Annotated in this window: 42 protein-coding genes; 5 read left to right on the top strand and 37 right to left on the bottom strand. The window is 41.3% G+C overall.

The window, feature by feature from the left end; genetic code table 11:
* Position 1: 1 nt before the first annotated feature.
* The 36 genes from MKY98_RS03015 to MKY98_RS02845 form a co-directional block, all read right to left on the bottom strand.
* Positions 2–202 (bottom strand): hypothetical protein, encoded by a 201-nt coding sequence (locus MKY98_RS03015; protein ID WP_025686001.1) that lies wholly within the window; start codon positions 200–202, stop codon positions 2–4.
* A 97-nt stretch (positions 203–299) separates the two neighbouring features.
* Positions 300–569 (bottom strand): hypothetical protein, encoded by a 270-nt coding sequence (locus tag MKY98_RS03010; RefSeq protein ID WP_341010637.1) that lies wholly within the window; start codon positions 567–569, stop codon positions 300–302.
* Positions 570–605: 36 nt separating this feature from the next.
* Positions 606–2,084 (bottom strand): PBSX family phage terminase large subunit, encoded by a 1,479-nt coding sequence (locus MKY98_RS03005; RefSeq protein WP_069010879.1) that lies wholly within the window; start codon positions 2,082–2,084, stop codon positions 606–608.
* On the bottom strand, positions 2,071–2,514 hold the full coding sequence (locus tag MKY98_RS03000) for a hypothetical protein (RefSeq protein ID WP_069010878.1): 444 nt from the start codon (positions 2,512–2,514) through the stop codon (positions 2,071–2,073). Before MKY98_RS03000 ends, MKY98_RS03005 begins: the two co-directional genes overlap by 14 nt.
* 420 nt (positions 2,515–2,934) lie before the next feature.
* Positions 2,935–3,372, bottom strand: coding sequence for a hypothetical protein (locus tag MKY98_RS02995; protein ID WP_341010636.1), 438 nt, complete (start codon positions 3,370–3,372; stop codon positions 2,935–2,937).
* On the bottom strand, positions 3,365–3,610 hold the full coding sequence (locus MKY98_RS02990) for a hypothetical protein (protein WP_341010635.1): 246 nt from the start codon (positions 3,608–3,610) through the stop codon (positions 3,365–3,367). The genes MKY98_RS02995 and MKY98_RS02990 overlap by 8 nt, the downstream gene beginning before the upstream one ends.
* 39 nt (positions 3,611–3,649) lie before the next feature.
* Complete coding sequence (locus MKY98_RS02985; protein ID WP_341010634.1) at positions 3,650–4,645, bottom strand: hypothetical protein; 996 nt, start codon at positions 4,643–4,645, stop codon at positions 3,650–3,652.
* Between the two features lie 191 nt (positions 4,646–4,836).
* Positions 4,837–5,034, bottom strand: a complete 198-nt coding sequence (locus MKY98_RS02980) for a hypothetical protein (protein WP_341010633.1) — start codon at positions 5,032–5,034, stop codon at positions 4,837–4,839.
* Positions 5,031–5,393: a DUF1064 domain-containing protein gene (locus tag MKY98_RS02975; RefSeq protein ID WP_341010632.1), complete on the bottom strand. Its 363-nt coding sequence runs from the start codon at positions 5,391–5,393 to the stop codon at positions 5,031–5,033. The genes MKY98_RS02980 and MKY98_RS02975 overlap by 4 nt, the downstream gene beginning before the upstream one ends.
* Positions 5,390–5,686 (bottom strand): hypothetical protein, encoded by a 297-nt coding sequence (locus MKY98_RS02970; protein ID WP_341010631.1) that lies wholly within the window; start codon positions 5,684–5,686, stop codon positions 5,390–5,392. The genes MKY98_RS02975 and MKY98_RS02970 overlap by 4 nt, the downstream gene beginning before the upstream one ends.
* 103 nt (positions 5,687–5,789) lie before the next feature.
* A complete protein-coding gene (locus tag MKY98_RS02965) occupies positions 5,790–6,005 on the bottom strand; it encodes a hypothetical protein (RefSeq protein WP_341010630.1) in 216 nt (71 codons plus the stop codon).
* On the bottom strand, positions 5,998–6,291 hold the full coding sequence (locus MKY98_RS02960) for a hypothetical protein (protein WP_341010629.1): 294 nt from the start codon (positions 6,289–6,291) through the stop codon (positions 5,998–6,000). The genes MKY98_RS02965 and MKY98_RS02960 overlap by 8 nt, the downstream gene beginning before the upstream one ends.
* A complete protein-coding gene (locus tag MKY98_RS02955; protein WP_341010628.1) occupies positions 6,284–6,664 on the bottom strand; it encodes a zinc-finger-containing protein in 381 nt (126 codons plus the stop codon). The genes MKY98_RS02960 and MKY98_RS02955 overlap by 8 nt, the downstream gene beginning before the upstream one ends.
* A gap of 32 nt (positions 6,665–6,696) precedes the next feature.
* Positions 6,697–6,978 carry a hypothetical protein gene (locus MKY98_RS02950; RefSeq protein WP_341010627.1) on the bottom strand — a complete coding sequence of 94 codons (282 nt, stop codon included), beginning with the start codon at positions 6,976–6,978 and terminating at the stop codon, positions 6,697–6,699.
* Between the two features lie 29 nt (positions 6,979–7,007).
* Positions 7,008–7,211 carry a hypothetical protein gene (locus MKY98_RS02945; protein ID WP_341010626.1) on the bottom strand — a complete coding sequence of 68 codons (204 nt, stop codon included), beginning with the start codon at positions 7,209–7,211 and terminating at the stop codon, positions 7,008–7,010.
* The gene (locus MKY98_RS02940; protein WP_341010625.1) at positions 7,208–7,606 is read right to left on the bottom strand and encodes a BC1872 family protein; all 399 of its coding nucleotides are present in this window, start codon (positions 7,604–7,606) and stop codon (positions 7,208–7,210) included. The genes MKY98_RS02945 and MKY98_RS02940 overlap by 4 nt, the downstream gene beginning before the upstream one ends.
* Before the next feature lie 19 nt (positions 7,607–7,625).
* The gene (gene dnaB, locus MKY98_RS02935) at positions 7,626–8,915 is read right to left on the bottom strand and encodes a replicative DNA helicase (protein ID WP_341010624.1); all 1,290 of its coding nucleotides are present in this window, start codon (positions 8,913–8,915) and stop codon (positions 7,626–7,628) included.
* Positions 8,912–9,280 (bottom strand): replicative helicase loader/inhibitor, encoded by a 369-nt coding sequence (locus MKY98_RS02930; RefSeq protein ID WP_341010623.1) that lies wholly within the window; start codon positions 9,278–9,280, stop codon positions 8,912–8,914. The genes dnaB and MKY98_RS02930 overlap by 4 nt, the downstream gene beginning before the upstream one ends.
* Positions 9,281–10,030 (bottom strand): replication protein, encoded by a 750-nt coding sequence (locus tag MKY98_RS02925; protein WP_341010622.1) that lies wholly within the window; start codon positions 10,028–10,030, stop codon positions 9,281–9,283. It lies immediately after the preceding gene.
* Between the two features lie 13 nt (positions 10,031–10,043).
* Positions 10,044–10,187, bottom strand: a complete 144-nt coding sequence (locus MKY98_RS02920; RefSeq protein ID WP_341010621.1) for a hypothetical protein — start codon at positions 10,185–10,187, stop codon at positions 10,044–10,046.
* Complete coding sequence (locus MKY98_RS27015) at positions 10,150–10,416, bottom strand: DUF3310 domain-containing protein (protein ID WP_445671402.1); 267 nt, start codon at positions 10,414–10,416, stop codon at positions 10,150–10,152. Before MKY98_RS27015 ends, MKY98_RS02920 begins: the two co-directional genes overlap by 38 nt.
* Positions 10,417–10,536: 120 nt before the next feature.
* Positions 10,537–10,857 carry a hypothetical protein gene (locus MKY98_RS02915; RefSeq protein WP_341010620.1) on the bottom strand — a complete coding sequence of 107 codons (321 nt, stop codon included), beginning with the start codon at positions 10,855–10,857 and terminating at the stop codon, positions 10,537–10,539.
* Positions 10,854–11,207, bottom strand: a complete 354-nt coding sequence (locus MKY98_RS02910) for a hypothetical protein (protein WP_341010619.1) — start codon at positions 11,205–11,207, stop codon at positions 10,854–10,856. The genes MKY98_RS02915 and MKY98_RS02910 overlap by 4 nt, the downstream gene beginning before the upstream one ends.
* A gap of 116 nt (positions 11,208–11,323) precedes the next feature.
* Positions 11,324–11,701 carry a hypothetical protein gene (locus MKY98_RS02905; RefSeq protein WP_341010618.1) on the bottom strand — a complete coding sequence of 126 codons (378 nt, stop codon included), beginning with the start codon at positions 11,699–11,701 and terminating at the stop codon, positions 11,324–11,326.
* Between the two features lie 53 nt (positions 11,702–11,754).
* Positions 11,755–12,426, bottom strand: coding sequence for a hypothetical protein (locus tag MKY98_RS02900; protein ID WP_341010617.1), 672 nt, complete (start codon positions 12,424–12,426; stop codon positions 11,755–11,757).
* Between the two features lie 47 nt (positions 12,427–12,473).
* Positions 12,474–13,277 (bottom strand): hypothetical protein, encoded by an 804-nt coding sequence (locus MKY98_RS02895; protein ID WP_341010616.1) that lies wholly within the window; start codon positions 13,275–13,277, stop codon positions 12,474–12,476.
* Positions 13,278–13,329: 52 nt separating this feature from the next.
* Positions 13,330–13,671: a hypothetical protein gene (locus MKY98_RS02890; RefSeq protein ID WP_341010615.1), complete on the bottom strand. Its 342-nt coding sequence runs from the start codon at positions 13,669–13,671 to the stop codon at positions 13,330–13,332.
* 26 nt (positions 13,672–13,697) lie between these two features.
* Positions 13,698–14,102, bottom strand: a complete 405-nt coding sequence (locus tag MKY98_RS02885) for an HNH endonuclease (RefSeq protein WP_341010614.1) — start codon at positions 14,100–14,102, stop codon at positions 13,698–13,700.
* Positions 14,103–14,194: 92 nt separating this feature from the next.
* Positions 14,195–14,824 carry an ERF family protein gene (locus MKY98_RS02880; protein ID WP_341010613.1) on the bottom strand — a complete coding sequence of 210 codons (630 nt, stop codon included), beginning with the start codon at positions 14,822–14,824 and terminating at the stop codon, positions 14,195–14,197.
* Positions 14,814–15,038 (bottom strand): hypothetical protein, encoded by a 225-nt coding sequence (locus tag MKY98_RS02875; RefSeq protein ID WP_341010612.1) that lies wholly within the window; start codon positions 15,036–15,038, stop codon positions 14,814–14,816. Before MKY98_RS02875 ends, MKY98_RS02880 begins: the two co-directional genes overlap by 11 nt.
* Positions 15,039–15,095: 57 nt before the next feature.
* Positions 15,096–15,239 carry a hypothetical protein gene (locus MKY98_RS02870; RefSeq protein ID WP_341010611.1) on the bottom strand — a complete coding sequence of 48 codons (144 nt, stop codon included), beginning with the start codon at positions 15,237–15,239 and terminating at the stop codon, positions 15,096–15,098.
* 75 nt (positions 15,240–15,314) lie between these two features.
* Positions 15,315–15,539 carry a hypothetical protein gene (locus MKY98_RS02865; protein ID WP_069010854.1) on the bottom strand — a complete coding sequence of 75 codons (225 nt, stop codon included), beginning with the start codon at positions 15,537–15,539 and terminating at the stop codon, positions 15,315–15,317.
* A complete protein-coding gene (locus MKY98_RS02860; RefSeq protein ID WP_069010853.1) occupies positions 15,523–15,753 on the bottom strand; it encodes a hypothetical protein in 231 nt (76 codons plus the stop codon). The genes MKY98_RS02865 and MKY98_RS02860 overlap by 17 nt, the downstream gene beginning before the upstream one ends.
* The gene (locus MKY98_RS02855) at positions 15,746–15,886 is read right to left on the bottom strand and encodes a hypothetical protein (protein WP_157136298.1); all 141 of its coding nucleotides are present in this window, start codon (positions 15,884–15,886) and stop codon (positions 15,746–15,748) included. The genes MKY98_RS02860 and MKY98_RS02855 overlap by 8 nt, the downstream gene beginning before the upstream one ends.
* Positions 15,887–16,206: 320 nt before the next feature.
* A complete protein-coding gene (locus MKY98_RS02850; RefSeq protein ID WP_341010610.1) occupies positions 16,207–16,914 on the bottom strand; it encodes an ORF6N domain-containing protein in 708 nt (235 codons plus the stop codon).
* Positions 16,915–16,960: 46 nt separating this feature from the next.
* A complete protein-coding gene (locus MKY98_RS02845; RefSeq protein ID WP_341010609.1) occupies positions 16,961–17,200 on the bottom strand; it encodes a helix-turn-helix transcriptional regulator in 240 nt (79 codons plus the stop codon).
* Positions 17,201–17,361: 161 nt separating this feature from the next.
* Between MKY98_RS02845 and MKY98_RS02840 the strand changes: the two genes are divergently transcribed.
* The 4 genes from MKY98_RS02840 (at position 17,362) to MKY98_RS02825 (ending at position 19,574) form a co-directional block, all read left to right on the top strand.
* Positions 17,362–17,988 (top strand): helix-turn-helix domain-containing protein, encoded by a 627-nt coding sequence (locus MKY98_RS02840; RefSeq protein ID WP_341010608.1) that lies wholly within the window; start codon positions 17,362–17,364, stop codon positions 17,986–17,988.
* A 193-nt stretch (positions 17,989–18,181) separates the two neighbouring features.
* Positions 18,182–18,403 (top strand): helix-turn-helix domain-containing protein, encoded by a 222-nt coding sequence (locus MKY98_RS02835; RefSeq protein ID WP_341010607.1) that lies wholly within the window; start codon positions 18,182–18,184, stop codon positions 18,401–18,403.
* Positions 18,404–18,583: 180 nt separating this feature from the next.
* Entirely contained in the window at positions 18,584–19,240 is a 657-nt protein-coding gene (locus MKY98_RS02830) for a hypothetical protein (protein WP_141695462.1), read from the top strand.
* Positions 19,241–19,256: 16 nt separating this feature from the next.
* A complete protein-coding gene (locus MKY98_RS02825) occupies positions 19,257–19,574 on the top strand; it encodes a hypothetical protein (RefSeq protein ID WP_069010838.1) in 318 nt (105 codons plus the stop codon).
* A 45-nt stretch (positions 19,575–19,619) separates the two neighbouring features.
* Here MKY98_RS02825 and MKY98_RS02820 read toward each other — a convergent pair whose 3' ends face one another.
* Positions 19,620–19,934 carry a lipase chaperone gene (locus MKY98_RS02820; protein ID WP_069010837.1) on the bottom strand — a complete coding sequence of 105 codons (315 nt, stop codon included), beginning with the start codon at positions 19,932–19,934 and terminating at the stop codon, positions 19,620–19,622.
* Positions 19,935–20,374: 440 nt separating this feature from the next.
* On the opposite strand from MKY98_RS02820, the gene MKY98_RS02815 reads away from it, so the two are divergent.
* Complete coding sequence (locus MKY98_RS02815; protein WP_341010606.1) at positions 20,375–21,811, top strand: recombinase family protein; 1,437 nt, start codon at positions 20,375–20,377, stop codon at positions 21,809–21,811.
* The last annotated feature ends 11 nt before the right edge of the window (positions 21,812–21,822 follow it).

Here is a 21,822-nt window from a genome sequence, read left to right as displayed (position 1 = left end):
CTTATTCACCTTCTTTCTTCGCAGGGCCATGTAGATACTCTTGCATCAGGCTAATCATGCCCTGTTGCTGTGCTTCTGTGAGCGGTACAGGCGGCTTCACCTCACCTATCAACTCACGTAGTTTGGCGTTAATAAGCTGCTTTGTTTCTTCCTCCAGGTCAGGTAGCTTGAGTAGGTCGCCCAGTTTGATAGCTTCATCCATTTGATGCCACCTCCTGCTTTAGGCATTTTAGTATCAAAAAGCCCATCCTACGCTCGCAGGACAGGCTCTAAATTCAATATGTGTGGTTGTTTGAGATTTACTCGGTTTCGTTCACAATATATTTCCAACCTATAGTTATAACCGGTTCAGAATCTTCTGTCAGTTTCTCAGGCACTGGTCCGAAAGAGCTTTTATAAGCTTGCCTAATCACCCATTCCACACGATCTTTGTCTATTTCAACACCTGTTTCTAGCATGGATTCTTCAGCGTGTTCCAAAAGTAACTCTTTCGCTTCTTCAATGACCTTTTCATCAATAATACCCAATTCGCCATCCACTACAACGTAATTCCCGTATGTTTTCGACATTTACTCACCACTCCCTTTTCCTTATATTAACATTATCTACCACGCTAAGTAACTGTCAGTTGTATTCATATCATCACTACGGAACGGGAATGGCGTTGGCTTTTCTTCTACCATTCTTTCAAATGCTTTATCGTCCTGCTGACCTCGGCTGTAGTAAGCAATAGCCAGCGCCATAACCAAGTCATCATGTGCGCCTTCCTGAGCTACTGGTTTACCTTTTTCATTACGAACAAACGTCAGCATTTCATTCAGCGTATCAATATCATTGATCAGGTGTACTTCTTCGCGCACTATCTTAACCAGATCAGCAATAGCAGAGGGGCGAGTTAATCTATCCGTCTTAAAGCCATATGCCTTCGTTATGGACCCAGTAAACGTATCCTCTCGTTCTCTGACGTACTGATTACGATAGCCCAACCGTGTAAGCACCTTACCTGGGTGACTGCTGAAATTGGTTTCTATACTAATCAGCGCGTCATTATAGCGACGACCAAGACAGTACATCTGTTCAGCGTATAAGTCCTCGTCAAACTGATTCTTGTATACAGCAGCCTGATTGCCTGTAATGTTGTTGATTACCTGTCCTATAAAGTTGTCTGATCCATCGCCGGCCGTGTCACCGCCAAGAACATAAGGTGTGTACGACTGCGGTTGCTCAAACACCTTAATATATCCATTGTCGTCCTCTATCCACTTAATAGTGTCGTCAATGATCTTATCCGCTACATCCTTCTGGTAAATAAAATACCCTCGTTGCACCACTGGATCATGGACACGAAGGTATGATATACGCTCGCTGACTTTCTGAGCGTTGAATATTGTTTTACCAAGCACTCCCCATTCACCAAGCGCATACACCTGATAGAAATAGGGGTCAGTCTCTTTAAATGCCTCCAATACCCTAATAGCATCATCATCCAGAAACTTATTGTTCTTGTATGTGCTATGGATCGTTGTAGCGTTTGGCTTAGGGTTATCGAAGAACTCCCTCTTAAGCCAGTGATTAATGTCAATCGGGTTAAACGTAATCATCATTTGCTTATAGTTCACAGTACGTCCACGTAGCCGTATATCAAGCTGACGGAAGTCTTCAGGAGTACACTCACTCGCCTCTTCCATCCAAACGCTGGTTACACCTGAGATAGACTTAAGCTTCTCAACATCATCCAAACCAGCGAATAATATTTCGTTGCCATTAATACAGCTAATATGCAATTCAGAGCTGGTGCCCTTTGGGATCTTAAACAGCTTTTCAAGCCCCCATCGGTATATGGCGTTCTTAAGCTCCATAAACACCGACTCACGCAATGTTTTAGCTACCTTACGCAATACAAGGATACGATGCTTTTGTTCAGTCAGCAGCCGCAGGATGATCTTCTGAGCCGTAAACACCGACTTACCCGAACCGCCGCCACCCATTAACACCAGATATCTATCCTTGTTGCCGTAGAGTGGATAGAACGTGTCGTTCGTCAGGTTCGGCAACTCGGTTAAATCGATGTTAATCGTCGGCATCGGCTCCAAACCCTTTCGGCAGTGATACTTTTATGTTCAGATCTCCTTCCAAACCTATTTCTTGTTTGTCTCTCCATTCCTTCGGCTTACGGTTTTTCAACCAGAATATTAACGCTGTTGTATTAGGATGAGCAGTTTTCCTTAGCTCAATCGGTTCTCCTGTGGCCTTATTCAGTTCCTCATCCCTGTATTCATATCCAAGTGCAGCCTTGAGCAACGCGTTCTCAACCATAACGTCAATGACTTCCTTACCGTTTTTTAAGGCTTCTACCAATTCGGGATATTCTTTCTTGTAAGAAATGAACGCATCCTTGCCAACATCTAGATTCTTGCATATATCAGCCTCAGTTAATCCGTCCCTTGCCCAAGCCTCAATTAGCAGGAGCTTTGGTTGTACATGCGATTCGTATTTACTCGGTCGTCCTGCCATGTGTACCTCCTCTCTCCCGTGTACCTTACTTTACCGTCACCTCTCGGTGTTTCGGGTTTAGATTACGGGATGCTATATAGTAAACCCTCTATACGGCCTCCACTTCGTTAAGTATTTCGGTCGACTCGATGGCCTTCGGCAAAACAAAAAGAGCAACGGTTACCCGTTACCCTCTCTGTACAGATATCATTTTTGATTCGCCTCAGCTGCATGTATATCGGTTATTCGCATGCACCTTTTCATGCATCTTTTCCGATGGCTAATCCGATAAGCCCCTTATGCATGTGGCTATCTTGAAGAAACAGCGTGGACAGCGACTGCGCATTTAGCTACCGTTGCCCATCGCATATTTCCTATACTACTATTATACCCGTTCCCGTGTGGGTTTTGTGGGAATAATATGCTGGATTTATGAGGGTTTTATGCGGGATATTGAAAGTGTCCGTCCCTATCATACATGTGGTCGCAGTTTTCAATATGTTCAAATTCTTCATCCAACGGGCTCAAGGCATTTATCAGATGTTTTAATGCTGATGTATGCCAGGAGGTTACTGTACCACGATCTCGATGCAGTTCATGTGCTATCTGTTTGATAGACTTCTTATTTTGATCCAGATATTTTCGGGTGATTACAGTTCGTTCGTTATCAGATAATACTTCATCAACTGCACCTTTGATCATTTTTACAATCAACGAATATCGTCTATAATCCCAATCACCTGCCCTCATTAGCCTGTGATTTTTCATGTTTATTGGCATTAATGGTCCTGATGAACCTATACCTGATTCTATATTTCTTACAGCAAATTCATAAGACCTGTAGTCTATAAGTAATTTAATAACTTTTTCCTTATCCATGTTCTCCCTCCTTCAGTTCGGTCAATGGCACAAAAGCAACTTCTCTGTACCCTTCATGTAATTTGTATTCTTCGTATAAGTGAAATGATGGCTTTGTCCAACGTCCAATACTCCAACCTCGTCTATCAAAGTCGAAGTAGACCAGCAATGAACCTGTCGCCTCTTCATCCTTTAAGTCAATCATCACCGCGTATGGGTGCTCTATACCCGGATGATTAAACCAATAATGCTGCATCACGCTTTTATCTCGCTCAAGCATGTGAGGAAAAGGCAGCCGTTAGGCTACCTCTCCTTTACCATATACCATTGCTTCTAACGCCGTGAGTCTTTCCTCAATTGTCTTTCCTGCCACTTGCTCACCAGCGTCCCCTTTAGCCACTCCGTCGGTTGTGTCCTCTTGCGTTTGAAACTGCGTAGGCAGTTCTACGATGTCTGCCTTTTCCACACCGCCAGATTGTGCCAGATCCTCATTAGCACGTTTTTGTTCTTCGGCTTCTCTTCGAAACTGCTCGGCCTCTTGGGCCGTTACCTCCCGGTATTTGCGTATATACAGGTAGTAGTCTTCAAAATATTCGTCTGTTGCGGCGTATTTAGCACCGAATTTTTTTCCGGCGTTATCCAATGGGGTCACGTCGTAAATAGCTGGCAATGACTCTTTATATGCCTTAACAGCCTCAGCCAGTGCGCCAGATGTATTGCTGTTGATCACCTTAGTTGCAGCAGATGCACCAATAGCAGCCTCAGCTCTTAAGTCATCAATGCGGCTATTAAGCCGTGTAATTTCTTGAGCAGCTGCATCTCGTTTCTGTCCAAGGTCTGCAATCTCCTCTTGAGCCGCTTGTAATTCCTTTTTAAGACTGTCTGTTTGTTCATAAAGGTCATCGTATTGCTTTTGAAGATCATCGCGCTCTTTTTTAACGGCCGTTGCCTCTTCTTGTGTTCGTTTTAGTTCTTCAAGATATTTTGTGTCCCGTTCAGTCATCATTTGCTGTACTGCGATACGCAGAACCTGGTAAGCTCCCTCATTACTGCATAGCTGACGCATTTTCATACCATCTACTTCAAGCCCGTCCAGTATATAAGCAATTTCAGCATGCGCTTCTTCCTCTCGCTGACTATATTCGGCAAGTCGCGCTTCTTGTTCTATTTCCTGTTCAAGATCTGCTATTTGTTGAGTAAGCACAGCCACCTTGTTTTGGTCCGCTGCTGCGAGTTTTTGCTGTTCCGTCCGTAATTCATATCGCAAAATTTCTAGCTGTTGTTGTTTGTCCACCTACACACACCTCGTTATCCGATTATTTTCATCTCTATACTATGATTATACCATATATAGTGTCGTTATAGTACATTTTTCGCACTATTACACAACATTTCGTATGTGTCTGTCACTTGACTATCTCAAATATTTGCGTATGGCAACCATTACGATTGCATATATTAATAACGCTGCTATTAAATCCATGGTTAGGCTCCTATTTGTCTATCAGGTGGTTTGCCTATGAAAATATGACCATCCATTTTAAACCACGTAACAGGCTCGTAGAGGCCTTTTAACTTGCGTCCTAGTATTCGGTCATCCATGACCAGTAACGCGCCTATACAAGTCCCAGAATCGTCCATAAGGGTATATCCGTCTTTGTGGTTGATCCAACATGCTATCATATCTCTTCCCACCCTCCATTTTTGTAAGTAATCAACTTGAGTTCAATGTCCGGGTACTTGGAGTCAAATAGTTTTCGCTTGATGTTAAAGTCTTTGGTCTTCACCCCTTTCACATCTACCACTATGGTTTTACCGTGCTCCTTATACTTAAAGTCTGCTCGGTACTTTGTTGCTCTGATCGTCCTACCAAGCTTTTTAAATGCTGGTATCAATACAAACTCCGGCTGTAACTCTAAATCCGATATCAAGCCAGCTCGTTCCATAAGATTCAGCTGTGTGTAATACATAGATTCCATCTTGCTATCAAAGGTTATCCCGTTTAATACTGTCTGCTGGGCTCCATACTTGTTAGCCCTCATGCTGATTCATCCTCTTCATACTTGCGGTACTTATTCCTTTCTCTTGTAGACATTTCTTGAAGGAGTATAATCTCATGGACTACTCTGGCTTTTGATATACCCAGCTTCTTAGCAATCTTGGAGCGCGCCACGCCTTGTTCATCCTGAAACAGAATGTATTGGGTATCCCTTGGGTGTAATGGCTTATACAGGCTTTCTATGAGGTCATCAGCGTACATGGGCAACTTACTTGTTTTTACTGGCTGTGCCTGCTCCCGGATAGATCCACCTGTACGATAATGCTTTTTCATCATGCTGCCTCATCCTCCTGTGCTTTCTCCCACTCTACCTCTGCTCTAGCTATACGAAGCGATCCTTCTAGGTCCTTATCTAAGTAGTCATAGTCGTCTATTGGATTCATGGGGTATCCTCTCCTTCCACCAACTCGCCTTTTACATTTACCAGTGCCATATCTTCATAATCGAACATTTCCAAAAACATTTCAGGCTCCGACTTTATCGCTCTTATATCCCAATCCAGTGCTTGTTCATCTGTATTAACGTGTTTTAAATAGTCTTTGTGATTCACCTCGTATACAGCTTCGAAAGTGATTGTTATCTTTGCTTTACTCATCTGTATCCTCTCCTTTCAAAGCTGCACGGGCTCGTTCGCCACCGTCATTTTGTATTTCAGGCGCTTCCCAGTAAACATCTATGCCTTCAGCATCAAAACTCACTTTTTCCTGCTCATAGTTTTTCTTATCCGCATAAAACTCCAGTGCCTTATCCTTAATCTCTATCTGTTGTAGGAGGTAGCCAATATATTCATGCGCCTTCCGCGTACTGCTCGTTGGGTATTTCAGCAGCATATTATCTTCACGTGCATGTGCTTCCCGTATCTCTTGTATCTTCTTATCCATGGTTTAGACCTCCCTTTTCAATAAAATCAGCAAATCCATTAATTAACTTGCGGCATTTATCTGCATCAAACATACCTATATGAGTTTCCGCCTTTGGAAGATTCATAAATTCGCTAAGTTTTCGATATGCTCCATGGCGGCTCATATGTCTTTTTCTCCAGTACGGATCAAACAAAGTGTGAGCCTGATTACGAAGCTTCCTCAGTTCCTTATTAGCTAAGGTTCCTAGTGGAACTTTAGAGCCTTTATGCGTCCCCACATAAGCGTCACAGCCTGTGCATTTCCATATGTGACCGCCGTAGTCACGACCATAGAATTCTTTTGTCGATACGCAGATTACTTGGCTACCGCAATAGTTACATTTTTCAATCAATCTATTCCTCTCCTTTGATATGCTAGTAATCCCTAATCTCTAATCATCCGGCGCAAAAAGTCTGTGCATTCCGCTTTGTCATACAAATCGATCCAGTCAATTTCGTTAATTTTTGCGATACACTTATGCACGTCATCGTTGTTGTTGATTACCATGACAAGATTAAGTGCGTAAAGATTACCACCAGCAAAGAATCCCCAGCCTGATCCCTGTATTGAGTGCCTACCGTAATTATGGATGTACACGAAACCTTTCAATCCTGTTTTGATCTCAAGCGTGGTAACGTTCATATGTTTCGAGATGTTTGCAGTCATGGCTTATCCCTTTCCTTGCCCTTTAGGGCTTATAAATCTGACCATATCCCGTATATGACTACTGTGCTGGTCCCGTCCGTGTCGGCAAGCTCGCAAACACCGCCTATCGCTTCGCAATCCACATCGCCGTTTCTTTCGCGGGCAATCTCCACTTTCATATCTCCTCCGTATATATCACGTTCTTTAATCAATAATTCAATCAAGTCGTTCAGGGTTCTCACTCTGTCATTCATTCCTCTATCCCCTCTCCTTGAGCTATTAGAGCTGCTAAACAGATGGCTCCAGGCATCGTTTCTTTAAACACATGGATGAATATGTTCTTAGTTACGATATGAAAATTACACATTTGGTCTCCTAAATTTGCTTCACCTAGAATGACTGATCCACTTTTCTCAGATGCTTCACCGAGAGTAAAAGAGAACCCTTTGCTCTTCATCTTCTGAATCACTTCCCATGCTGCAGACATGTCTTTACAATAATTCTTGGGGTAGTGTTCAAAATTCCCCACTCTAATCCATCCTGCGCGCACTCTACTTTTTTCTAAGCCCATCACATCCGTAGCAATCCAAATGTTTCGTTCCCATTCCGGCATCTCATCCCATTTAGCTATTACTTCATCTCTGGTCATAGGGTATCTTCTTCCCTTCTTATTGGAGTCTATAGTCAAAATCCTTGAATTTACCGTATTGCTTCAGATTCATCATTTCCGCAGTTCCTACAGATCCCTCACGGTTCTTGGCGACAATGATTTCGATAATGTTTTTTTTCTCAGTATCTCGGTTGTAATAGTCGTCCCGGTACAAGAAGGATATGGTGTCTGCGTCTTGCTCGATGTTTCCAGACTCGCGCAAGTCACTCATCATTGGCCGTTTATCCTGACGCTGCTCCACTCCACGACTGAGCTGAGCCAGTGATATAACCGGACAATCATTTTCACGTGCCATCTGCTTAAGGCTGGCACTGATGTAACCCACCTCTTCATTGCGGCTGCTGAACTTTTTCCCGCCTTTTATGAGTTGCAGATAGTCGATAAATACAATCAAATCAGGATGCCTCTTTTTCAGCTTTCTGACAGCTGCACGTATTTCTTGAATACTCAGTCCCGGACGATCATCTATAAACACATTCATTTCTGTCAGCACTGATAATCCAAGAGTGTATGTCTCCCACTCGTCGTCTCGCAGCTGTCCGGTTCGGATGCGTTCACCGTCTATGTAGCACTCGGCGGCTATCATCCGGTCATACAATTGCATCTCAGGCTGTTCTAGGCTGAATATAGCGACTGTAAGGCCCTCCTTACCGTTTCTAACGGCGTTGTTTAGGAGGAAGGCTGTTTTACCCATAGAAGGTCTTGCAGCCACTATATTGAGTGTCTGCTTCTGCCATTTGCCTGTTATCCGATCCAACTCTGTGCCAACTGTACTGACTCCTAATGCCTGTCCGTTGTACTTCTTGTCATTCAAAAGTTCGAAGTGGTTCATGAGTCCATCTTTGATATGCGAGAAGCCTTCTTTATCTCGAGACTGGTCACCGATTTTTTCAGCAATACTCATTAACTCTGCCGCAAATTCGGTAGGATCTTCATGACCACCGCTATATACTTCTTTGACAGCAATCAATCCAGTTCTCATTAAATACTTTTCCTTCACAATACGTTCATGGGAAGCGAAGTCCGAAACGGATGGAACCGACTTGCTCAGGTCAACCAAATAGCTCATACCGCCGACATCCTGCAAAACCTGTCCCATACGTGAAGTTATAGACACAACGTCTATCTTTTTATTTTCTTCCCGTAATGAGAGCATGTTTTCAAATATGACCCTATGTCCCTCGTGATAAAATGCATCTGGCATTAATAGACTCTCGTATATCAAATCTGGAGCTAACAGGATGGAGCCAAGTACAGATTGTTCTGCCTCTAGGCTGAAGTAACTCATTGAGCCTCAGCCCGTTTCTCTGCCAGCAACCTCTGCATCCAAGCCTGTCTGGTTATACCTTCCCTGACCCACGGCGGATCTTTCGGTATATCTTTGCGTTCTTCATCCTGCCTGCGGATCATCTCACGCGTTCTCTCGATTTCTTTATTAGCTTCAATTCTCTCGTTCGCTTTTATTAGAGTAGGTATGCCAGGGGCGAAGTCTTTTCCCAAACTTAAGTAGTCGGTCAAGTTCGCCATTACGGTTTCGAAGTCATATTGCTGGAGTTTATCCACCCAAATATCTACGACCGACTTATCAATCTTCCAGCTTGGGAAATATGCTGCTGTTTTCTTTACGATATCAATAGCTTCCCTTTTTTCCATCTACCCCAGCTCCCTTTCTAATTCATCAAATATAGACATGCGACTGTTTTTTACTCCGATACCTTTATGTTTCTCTTTAATAGCATTGGTATAAAAGGAAAATGAATGAACCTTTCCGCCTTCTTCAATCTTTTTAGCATGTTTCTCTTCCATCACCTCTATAATCAGGTCAACCTGGACTCCTTTGTTCAGCAATTCAGTAACAGTAGGCCATTCTGCTGGTTTTAAACCCATACACTGATGAATGCGACCATATTCTTTGTTTACTTTTTCAAAATCATTATTTTCGTCAGTAGTAATATCTTTAAGATTATTTTTAAAAGAATATATATCTTGGGGGGGTAAATAGCCCCCTGGGGGTGGTGACTGATTAGCCCCCACAGTGGGTTCTATTTCGTTACCTGGGGTCTTTTTAGCCCCCTGGGTACTTTTTTTGTTAGAATCCCATTCTGCAGTATTCGTATTAATTCCAATCACTCGTGCTTTAACATGTGTACTTTCCTCAAACACTTTCACGATCTTCATATCAATAAGCTTATTAATCTCTCGTTTAACCTGATCCTTTCGGATGCCTGTCCCCTCTGCAATAAATGCATTCCCTAGTTCATGGCTTTTTCGATGGAATCCATATGTGAACCTAAAGATGAACATGATTATGTTTGCTTGGGAACCATTTATCCTCGTTTTATAAAGTGCTTCTAATAGTTCATGCGCTATCAGGGTGTAACCATTCTCTAGCTGAGCAGCCATATAGGATCACCGCCTACATCGCTTGCTTGATGCGGTCTATCTGCCATTCGTAGTGCATGACATCCGCATAATTACCGTATCTGTCGGCCTCGTCTCGCTTCTCTACAGCATAGGCGAGGTCAATTTTCAGTAGTGTGTAATCGCTGTTTGCTGCCATTTTCGTTGTCCTCCAAGTCTTGTATGAGCCGTTCAATGTATTCAACCGTCTTTCGTAGGTCCTCTACTCCATTCTTTCGCTTCCATCGCCACAAGTATTTAATGCATGCACCTGTGGTATAAGCTTCTAAGCCACTCAGGCCCTTTGTAGCGGTCTTTATAGCATCAAGGCACTCCACTTCTCCCTCAACTCCTACATCGTAGTGAGACGGGCGTATAGCGTCACTCATGGGCAACTCTCCCTATGCTCAAAGTATTCGGTTCGATATGCTCAATCAACATGTACCTATCTATACTGACTACACCCACATATAACAGTAATGCGCATAATATAGAGGTATAGGCTCTTATCATGGAGTGTCTCCACCGTTTGAAACACATTCAAAGCCAGTAAGCCGCTGTGTAACACGATAAATTTTTCCGTTATAATGCAGGAAGCTGTTTGTTTCTTTGTACGCACTTAGGATATGTTGAGGCACATCCCCTACCTGTATATCTGGCTGCTGTGGTGGGTCTGGATCGAACTTGCCTCCATCTAAAAGCCGCAATAGAAGTTCCAAACCATCCACTCTACCTCTTGTATAATTGGATTCCCCATCTTTAAACTCTGTCTTTTCACTAATAATCCAATTTCGGATACTATTTTTATCTACATAGTGTTTATCTGTCATTGTTGTTCCTCCCTTAAAACGGGTATAGTTATTGGAGTCCAATGCGTATGATAATCGGGCCAGTCTGCATCCAATGGAGTACCGCAATACGGTGGTTCATCAATCGGGAATTTCCACCAAAGAACGTCTCCATAATCCTCTCCCCACTCGTCAAGCGTTCTTGGGCTACGACTTATCTCTATTTCCTTTTGCAACTTTTCCATTTCTGCTTTCGCTTGCGCCAACATAAAGTAAGTGGTGATTGGTGGATTTCTCATGTCCCATTTGTCTTCTTTAAGCGCTTGTTCAAATTTTTCCTTTTGTTCAAGCTCCCACAATGGAGATGGGTTCTTCTTCAAATATTCGAACATCTTATATCCTCCCTTAGTGGGTGTAGGACCTACACCCTGAATATCTTTTGGTTGCAAAATACACGTTTTTTTAGTGAGATAGTTGCAACAAGCTTTTGTCAATCCCCTGTATTGGTTTAATCCTTAATGGATAATGTTAAATAGGCAGCTTCTGCCCTCTCTCGCGGGCTGGCGTTGCACAATTGTGCTACCACGCGGTTGCTCACCTTCCATCCGGTCGATTGCCCCCATTTAATTTTTTCCAAGTAACGGATATATGTGTTTGGATGAACCTCACATGCTACTGCCTGTACCTCCAGAGAGGCGGCAGGATCGGATGAATATTCGGGTGCGGCACAAAGAAATGCATCATCAACCGTGTAACGATACGGCCCAGGGAAACCATGCGGATTGGCAACGCTGTAGTAGATGTCGTCAAATTCCAGTGTCTGCAATCTGTACCCCATGAACTCTGCCAGCGCTCTATTTAGCTCCTGGTCTGTCATATCCAACATATCTATCATCCTTCCAACGCTCCGTCTGGGTGACAGAGCGTATTGTATTGTGGTTACTCCCCTAATGCCTGACGGGCTAACTTACCGTTGTCATATTCAATTTCCGATACATTTCCGCATGTTGGTTCATCGTCTCTAAATGGTCTTGTAAGCTTATAGTTTTCCTTATCTGCATAAAATTCCAGTGCCTTTTGGAATCTGTAGGCTTTGTCTGTCATGTCTATTTGACTTGAAACGGATGAATCTAGATCGGCAGACAGCCGGGCTATTGTCCGGTCCCTCTCTGCAAGCTGCTTCTTGAGATCATCCCGTTGCGCAACAACCCTATCAAAACCAGCAACAGTCTTGTCCATCCCATCGTCAATGAATTTAAGTCTTTCAGATACATGTGACATTTCACGGTCTTTCTGGATTAACTGATGCTGGAGTGAGTCTATTTGTGCATAAGCCGCTTCGAGGGCGTTGACTAAATCGAACACATCATCACTTAGATGAGCTTGGTCACCCCGAGCATTGTCGGCTTTGTTCCAAATCGTTTGCAAATCATCCCCTGACATAGGCTCCAAACCATCTGGCAAAGTAATTATTCGTTCGTCTGCCAACCTCTTGTGTTGTCGAACGATCAATTCTGCTGTTTGAGCATCCACGACCATTGCAACCAATACACCTCGATCGTCGTTGATGATATGTTTACCATCATGTTCGCTATATTTCCAGTTTCTCATGTGTATATCTCTCCTTTATAGGTAGTAGGGGGTGTATCCCCCTTATATCAAACTCCGCAAAATCCTTCGCATTCGTTCCCGAACCCATCAAAATCAAATTCCAGTTGGTTTTCGTTAAGCTCTACCTGATCCAGGGGCTTGCAACTCCGGTGAAGGAATACCTGACCTTTGATTTTCGGCATCTTCCGAATCGCCTTATCGACTTCTACAGCATCTTTCCACGATTCCGGGTCATGCCTCTTCATTTCTAGCCAAGTGCGATCGGAATGGAATGGGCATCCGATGCAGCTGCTTTTTGGAGGCACTGGATAACCGTTTCTTTCAAGCCAGCTCATGCAATCCATCCGACTCATACCCTTGTCTATTAACGGGTATATATTCTCTATCCAACGTTCCTGTGAGGGCTTCACACGCTGTATTTCATCCGTGCTTATACCCATCCAAAGCTTAATCTCCTTGTCTGCAAATCCCCTGCTTGTCTTGAAGCCTCTGTATTGCTTAATTGCCTTGCGTACGCCGTTTATCTTGTATTCAGACGTACATTGCCGCATTACAATACCTGTATCTCCTTCTTTAGAGAGAGTAAAGAAAGGTAATGACGCTACTCTCGTTCCCCATTTTGCAGCCTTCAGCAAATCATTTTTTATGTTCCCATTATTCGTATATATGACTTTCATGCCGCCAGTCTCCAATGTTCTTTTGAGCCAGCGTGCATATTGATAGGTCGCTTTGGTCTCCCATCCCGGATCGGAAAAGACAATTAGATCGGGCGGGGGTTGAATCTCACCTTTCATCGCCATAAGAGCAATCGCAGAGGATTGAACACCAACGCCAAGCGAAATAACATTCATATGTCTCTCCCCCTTATGGAGGGCTAAGCCTCCTTCTTATCCCCTATGGGGCTTAATCGTTAATGCCAGGCACCTTAATACCTGCTATTTCAAGAGCCTTTGCCATACCTTTTCGATATATTACGTTCTCCGTGTCATATTCAGCTAAATAACCTTTTGGTTCTTTGAAATGTGCAAGCATCCGTTCTTCCATCGTTTGCCTTACTTCATATCCGATGTATAAAGCTCGGATAATGGTATCCAAAGGAACTCCGTTGAGTACATCTCGAGGTGCAGACCAACGATGTGGATTTTCTACATGTTTGCGTACAAACATTTCAGACGTCCAGTGTGAAGCAGTTAGAAAATAATCAATTGCCTCCGCCTGCGCTTGGGTTAAAATTGCTTTATCCATGTGTTTGTCCTCTCTGCCCTTGGGGGCTATAGATTCCTTGCTTGATATATTGGTGTCATATCAGGTGCATATTTCATTGCTTTGATATGGTCTAGTAATATGGGTTGCCATACTCGCTTATTGCTGTGCACCAATGCATGCATGTCATATGAGAGCAATACGCAATTGTCTACCTCGTATTTGCCTCCCTGTGATCCGTAAATGATGCGGTGTAAGTGTAATCCGGGTCCCGGTCTACCACTCAACAGACAGCAATTATGAGCGCTTACGGTGGCATCTCGTTCTGATACAGCAGCACGTACCTTTTCCTTGCTCATAGGTTCTGGATCAACAGGAGCACGCTTCTTTGTAGGCCGATCCCGGCGGTTATGGTGGGCCAGAATACTCTGGCGCCACTCTGGTATAGGTTTCTTTCTTTTCGCGAGTGCCATAGCTACCTCCTAAAATGGTCCGTCAATGGGATCGGGTAAGGGGCCACCATCGTCGTAGAATGGGTCTTTATCACGGTCATATTTGTTCATATTCACGCCGCCTTGTTTTTATCTAGATACTGAGCAAGCTTGGTTACGTCAGCCGACCGCACTTCTGCAAATTTGGTAATTTCATAATTCAGAAAATCATTAATTTCTTTGTAGCTGGGCCAATTTGTAGCCTTGTGCTTTGCATATAGCATTTTGGTTTGTCCTTCACTTGCAAACCCACCAGAATACCCATGACTTTGTATTGTTTGTGCGTTGTTAGATGATGATACAGTTGAATGGCTTGCGTTTTCCCCATCATCATCTTCACCTGTGTTAAGTGATAGGAAGGCACTAAGGCTGTATCTACGTGCATAGGTTGTACAACTGCCTATACCTTGCGGATCGTTCTTTACAGGCTTCATTACAATGGGCTGTGATTCTATCCATTCGCCTGATTCGTGAAGTAGCATAGTGGTCATGCTGAACCTTTCGCCGTCACCACCTGGGAACTGCATAATGGATAAACCATGCTTTTGTAAGATCGGTCTTACTTCATCTATGATGTTGTCCAAACTGGCATAGTTATTTTTAAAATGTGGATTCAGGCTGTCCTTTTGGATTTTCTCAATTTCCCCGTTGAATTTGACCAGTGCCATGGCAATATTTTTGATTGATTCGCTCTTATTGCACATGGATTTCTCCTGCTTCCAATTCGTACGTGACTTTTACCGGTACTACATGGAAGTTTTGCGGATCATCGGGACCATAGCGACCTAATATCCATATATTCAGATCATCTTCACGGGAAAAGTGTGCTGCCTTCATAAAATCCTCTGTAGGTTCAGAATATATATTGATGAAGTGTCCATTCTTATGTTGTGGTACATAACGGTATCTAGTAACCATTGCTATTCCTCCATTCTGTTGTTATAATGAACTCAATTATTTTCCTAAGTGCTCCAACTAGGCTGCCGTTGCTTCGGCGGCTTTTTCTTTTTTATAAGCTATCACCATGTTCCGTAGGTAAACCCTTAGCAACGTTTTTGTCAGCGTTCCGCGTTGTTTTGCTATCTTTGCCAGTTCCAGAAACACCCTGCGATCCGTCATCCTTCTTCACCTCCACAAGTTTGACCTCACCTCCCCAACCGTAATGCTTTAAAATATCGTCTACGTTGCGAAACCTCATGCTGTGCGTTTGCCCTCCCGTTCCTCTGGGTGAAACATCTTGTCCAATTCAACGGCACGCCGTTCGTAAATAACATCAGGACGCTTTAAATCAAAATCCACTGCCCACCGACTATCCTGCCTGCCATTCTCCATTTCGTCAGCTAGTTGACTGAGCCAAAATGATTGGTCTCGCAGATAAGCGATGTACTCAGTTCTGGTCATGTTAGCAAGCCCCGCCATATACTCGCCGCCCTCCTGCTTCTTTAATGAGCCAATTTGTTACGCATCCATCGTCCAAAAACAAATCACCGTCGATAATTACATAGCTGTCCATGCTCGTGTGAATCTCACAGCCGCATCCGCATTTGCAGATCACTGCATTGGTTGATTCAGGACGTTTAAACGGGAACGGGGTAACTACTCGGTTTTCAATCTCTCTTGGATGTTTAGCCACTTTTCTTCTCCCCCTTCAACTTGTTCTTTTTAACATCTAAAGCTATTTGTTTCATGAGCGCAGATGATAGCTTGTTTAGTGATAATTTTGGCTTTTCCTTATCTGGCAGATTGTGCAGAAACATGGTGCTCATACTCTTTCCTCCGCTTCTTTAAATGTTGTGGGAAAAATTCACTTTCATGGTTAACATACAAGATGTACAATGGGTTGTGGTTGTTCTTACATATCCGTCAAGATGTTGTTATTTAATCCTTATTAAATTTGGTTTCTCGGTATTACATCCACAGCTAAGACTTACTCCGCTAAAGGAACCTTCATCTTTTAGGATTTCTCTTTGTAAGTCTTCATCGACTTGAAATTCTTTACTGCACTTGAAGCAAGTTGTGAAAATCTCGGTACCGTATATCTCAATTTCTCTGACTTTTCCATCAACTTCAGTTTTGAGGTATATCATTAGTTGGCTTCCTCTTTCTTTTTGGGATACCAACCGCGTATCAGGTCTAATGCAAGTTCAAAGTCGGAACGTTTGATCTTATCGTATTTAGCTACATTGAAGTGAGATTTCAATGCGCGGTAAATGCTTTGGAAATGTGCGTCGTACCCTTTCTTCATAAGGAAACCAACACGTGCGTTTACAGCTTCTTGGACATCTGCTTTTTGGTTCTCTGTTAACCAGATTTCATTGTCTACTACAAGTTGCAAACGATGATTATCTTGCTTAACTTCATTTAATTCAGTTCTAAGATCTTTCATATTGAGCACCGCTAGTTCAAGAATTCCTTCAATCGTTGTTGGAACTGTTGTCGGTACATGAAGATTTTTAAGACGTTCTACTTTATTGAAGTAATCGTCTACCAAACTTTCGTATGCCTCCCAAGCCTTGTCCGTTCCAAGTGATTTTGCATGAAGTAGTGCACCCTTAACGGTCCAGAGATACATAAGAGGAGAGTGTTTTGACTGGTCGCCAATTTGATGATCAGTTTTAAAGTCACGGAGTTCTTTGCCAGCGAGAACAAAATAATGTTTGCCTTCTGTATACCGTTTTTTGTTTCTTGAAAAATTGTGACTAATTGACTTAGCATCCGTTCCATAAGACTCAGCAAGTTGAGCACTTGTCAGTACACGTTGATTGTTTTTTTCAATTACTTTTAATTGGTTCATGTTTTCTCTCCTTTGATAACTTTTGTTATCATTTATTTTAAAAAAATCAAGCAGTTTTCTCTTGATAACTTTTGTTATCCATTTTTATAAAAAAAATTTCATCAAAGCAAACACTTAATCCGTCACATACCTTTTTTGCAACTTTTGGCCCTGGATTCCTTGATCCATTAATGATTTGGCTCATATATGGACTAGAAATTCCAATTTTTCTCGCAAAACTTCTTTGCGTATAACCCTTTTTTATAAGTTCTAATAGAAAAGAATCAACATCAATGAAACTAATCAAAATTATCCCCCCATTCTGCCGTTAACTTTTGTTATCAGTTGATATTTATACTGTATAACAAGTTGATAACAATTGCAAGCAGAATATTTTATAAAAAGTATCAAAAAGATAACTTTTGCTAATTTTATGGTTATACTTATCAATTAAGGAGGAGTTTAAACTTGGACACAAACAGTTTTGGGGAATATCTTAAGTCTTTAAGAGAAGATAAAAATATGAGCATAAGGCAACTCTCTCTTTATTCTGGTGTATCAAATGCATATATTTCTCAACTTGAAAACGGAAAAAGAAATATACCTAAGCCAGAAATATTGAAAAAGATTTGTAAACCTCTAGGAGTCACTTACGAAGAGTTAATGGACAGGTCAGGATATCTAGACGATTTCAAAAAAAATCTTCCTTCTGAATTACTTGAAGCAGCTGGCGAAAATTTTTTAGATTTTGTTGATGATTTTTTAGTAGGTTATCTGAAAAATAATGACAACGATTTAGAAATAGACGATCCTAGAAAGTTTTTTGATGATCTAAGCTTAGATACTAAGATCTCTATGTTTTTTAATATAACTAACCTAGGACACGACTTAATTGTAGTGAACGATAATGGAAAGAAAAAAGTCGTATTCTCTCCTGCAAAAAAAACAAAAATTGATTTAGCTGATGAAAACACATTAGATAATTTAGATTTATATTATGAAGGAATGGAATTGACTACTGAAGAAAAAATAGAATTTCTAGCTATTGTTCGAGGGATTTTTTCCGCTCGTCGAGCTTTAAAAGAAAATCAGTAATTTTACATTGAAGCTCCTCTGGAAGATCAGATATATCATTAAAAATATTTTTTATATTTATTATTATTTTTTTTTGATTCTCCATTGATGTCAGCTACCCTTCTGAGAGATTGCCTTTTGGTAATATAATTGTAAGGGAACAACTGTTCTTATTCAACCAAAAAATAATAATTAATAAAAGAGAGGCATGATCATGGTATTTAAGCCTGGTCGCTGCCTGCTAACTATACGTTTAAAAGAGATCCGTAAGACTCAACAATGGTTATGCGAACAGATCGGAATGAGCAAATCACAAATATCCGATTACGCAACAAACCGAACAATGATGTCTTACGGAACAGCCATGACCATTGCCGGGGCTATTGGCTGTCACATGGAAGATCTGTACGAACGCATAGATAGCAGTAGCAGATGAGTGACGAAAGTCGCTCTGACCGGGGTAACAGTACACTCATTCACGTACTGTGAAGCGCTAATATTGCGCTACAGGTTAAACATATCATATATTGGTGAATTCTGGCGAGAAAAAACCTATTGGAAATATCGGGAAATGACGATAATATATAAGATTAGATAAAGAAGCGAGATGAAAATAATGAAGCCAATAATAACTATTATAATGCTAGCGCTATTACTTTCAGGATGTTTCGACAGTTCATTTGACACATATATGAGAAAGGGTAAAGATGCACTGATAAACAACGACTACAATAAAGCCATTGAAAACATTGATAATGCACTTATTGAAGAACCCACCAACAAAGATGCAATTGCATTGATGAAAAAAGCAAAAGAAAAGAAAGAAAAAACCGAGAACAAGAAAGTTATTGATGACTTTACAAAAGATACAGAAGAAATGTATAAAAAACTAAAGTCGCTTGGAGATGGCATTAATACAATGGTTGATAATGTAACCTATGAAGAAGCATTATCCAAGGTGGAAATTCTTAAACCGATGAATGAAAAGTTAGTGGAACTAACTCCAAAGTGGCAAGATGATAAAGTAGTTGGTAGTGCTCTTAGTGACTTGAATTCTGCATATAATAATCTAAATTATACTTATAGTCTTATCATTGAAAATACAGAACAGCCAGAACCAGAAATTGATGACACTGATGGTGACGGTAAAATCAGTAGATACGAAGCGATCCGCGGGAGAAAAGTACAACCTAGATTAGCATTCGCTGATTTCAGACAAAATATGGAGTCATATAAAAATACAATAACTAAGCTGGAAGAAAATAACCAGTAACTAAGGAGTTGACCTATTGATTACTACTATTATCTATATCGTAATTGGATTAACATCCATCTTTATTATTTTAGGACTCATTGGTACTGCTTCATTAATTTTTTCAAAAGAAAAAGACAAGAATTTAGCAGTAATAGCAATAAAGGATGTTTTCAAATACGCATTTATACTGATGCTTTTACTGCTTATATTTTACTATGTTTATCCGACACCATATTTATATACACATTCAAAAGAAACATTGGTCAAAGTGAACCGGATTACTGGAGAAACAACGTATTTCAGATTTAACGAGGGTTGGGTAAAGCCTGAGAATAATGATTTGTCTGAATGAATAAAAGCTCTGCTAACCTTAATGGGTCGGCAGAGCTTCGTTTTTTTACTTAATGATATTCCTAACGGCGTTCAAAATTCCTTCTGTACTTTTACGGAACTCATCATAATGTTTGTCGTCAAGTAAAGTATGTATGTGTTCAGTAGATTCTTCAAATTCATTTATGACTTTGGATAATTTTAATTTGTATGCCGATAGGTAAATATCACTCAAGTGGTCATCAAGATTGTAGGTCCCTTGCTCTGTTTTTGGTACACCATGCTTATTCAGTAATTCTGCAATATCTTGTTCGCTTAATCCAATTTCACTTAAATTATATGTAAGCTTAATAACTTTAGGGTCAATTGCTGGTGTATCCATTTATTCATCCTCCTAAATATAACATCTATTCATTTCATTGTATCGGAAATGGAAATTGAATTGCAATGAATAAAATGAATGTGTTACCATAAGAATAGAAATAAGGACGGTGCACCAACCGTCCCTAGTACAAACAACTTGAGTGGGGAAGCCCTCCTGAGTTAATGCCTAATCAGAAAGAGTGACCCACACTGGCGCGAACCTGTGAGTGGGTCACTTTCGTTTATCAATGTAAGTAAGCAAAGCAATCAGGAAAATCCCGAAAGTAAGCACTTCACCGAACGAAATGTGCATCGCATCACCTCCTTTCGGAGGGTGCGTCCACTCAAGGTGTGTTGTACAACCCAGATTATACCACATTAGTCCTCTATTAAGAGGGCTTTTTATTTTGTTAATAGTCACCTACAATACAAACAAACACTAAACAGGTGGTGCACAAGATGGAATCTACACTAAAAATGATACGAGCTGCTGGGTATGGACGGGTGAGTACCGAAGAGCAGGCTAACGAAGGTCACTCTCTCGATGCTCAGAGAGAATTCAACCTAAAATATATAGAAAATGAAAAGTGGATATTGTCTGGATATTTTGAGGACCCCGGATACTCAGGTAAAAACCTGAACAGACCAGACGTGAAACGATTGATACAAGAGATTAAAAGCAAAAACTTAGACGCATTGGTGGTTCATAAATTGGACCGCTTGACCCGTGATATAAAAGACTTATATGAGATGCTCCAAATGTTTGATGAATATAACATTAAGTTTGTGTCTATATCCGAAAAAATTGATACAGATACCGCTATGGGGCGTATGTTTGTCTTTATGTTGGGTATATTTGCTCAATGGTACCGAGAGAACCTTTCTGAGGAAGTCACAAAAGGAATGCGCGCTAGAGCTAAAAAAGGTCTGCCAAATGTATTTGTAAATATGTTTGGATACACTCGTACTCCAGAGGGCGAACTTATTATCAATGAGGAAGAAGCTAAATGGGTAAGATGGATATTTGAACAGTATTTAAATGGTAAGGGAACTCCCACTATAGCAAAAGAACTTAACAATTTGAACATTCGCCGAGCTCGTGGTGGTAGATGGAGCCAGACAAAGGTTATGGACGTTTTAGAAAACCAACACTACGTTGGAAATATAACCTGGAAGAGCAAAAAAGAAGAAGAAGAAGACCGGATAATAAGAAAAGGATCTCACATAGGAATCATTGATCAAGAAACATTCGATAAGGTACAACGTTGGATACAACGACGTAGAGACGGATTTAGATCACGTAATTCCTACAACTATGCATTCGGTGGTGTCTTATGTTGTGGTAAATGCGGAGGACGATACAAGGGCAAATACGCAATTAGTGGCGGCACATTAACCTACAATTATGTTTGTTCGAACAAAGAACGTTATCATACCTGCGATCAATCGTCTATATCAGAAACAAAACTCGTAAAAATGTTATTTAAATCTCTTGATATGGATAACCAGGATCTATTTTGGAAAGATGATGTAAAAGAATCTAATAACTCTGAGGAAGAGCAAATTAGAAGAGCGATCAAAGCAAGCGAAGAAAGACGGGAGCGTTGGCAAATGGCATACGGCGATGGGTTTATGCCATATCAAGACTTTAGCAAACGTATGAAGGAAGAGATGCAACGTGTCGTTGAGCTTGAGGAAAAACTAAGCGGATTACCTGGAGCTGTAGTATCGACGCTTGACCCAGCAGAAGTGATAAGCGTAATGAAAGATATCCAAGATAATTGGTGGTACATGGAACGATCAACACAAAAGCAACTAATTCAAGAGTTGTTCCAAGAAATCACTATTCTAAAAGAGGGGAAAGAATGGGGAATTAAAGGAATAGCTTTCGCATAATTTGTACCTGT

Source organism: Paenibacillus sp. FSL M8-0228 (genome assembly GCF_038007385.1).
In the GTDB taxonomy this organism is placed as follows: domain Bacteria; phylum Bacillota; class Bacilli; order Paenibacillales; family Paenibacillaceae; genus Paenibacillus; species Paenibacillus polymyxa_D.
This window is presented reverse-complemented; position numbering and strand designations above follow the sequence as displayed.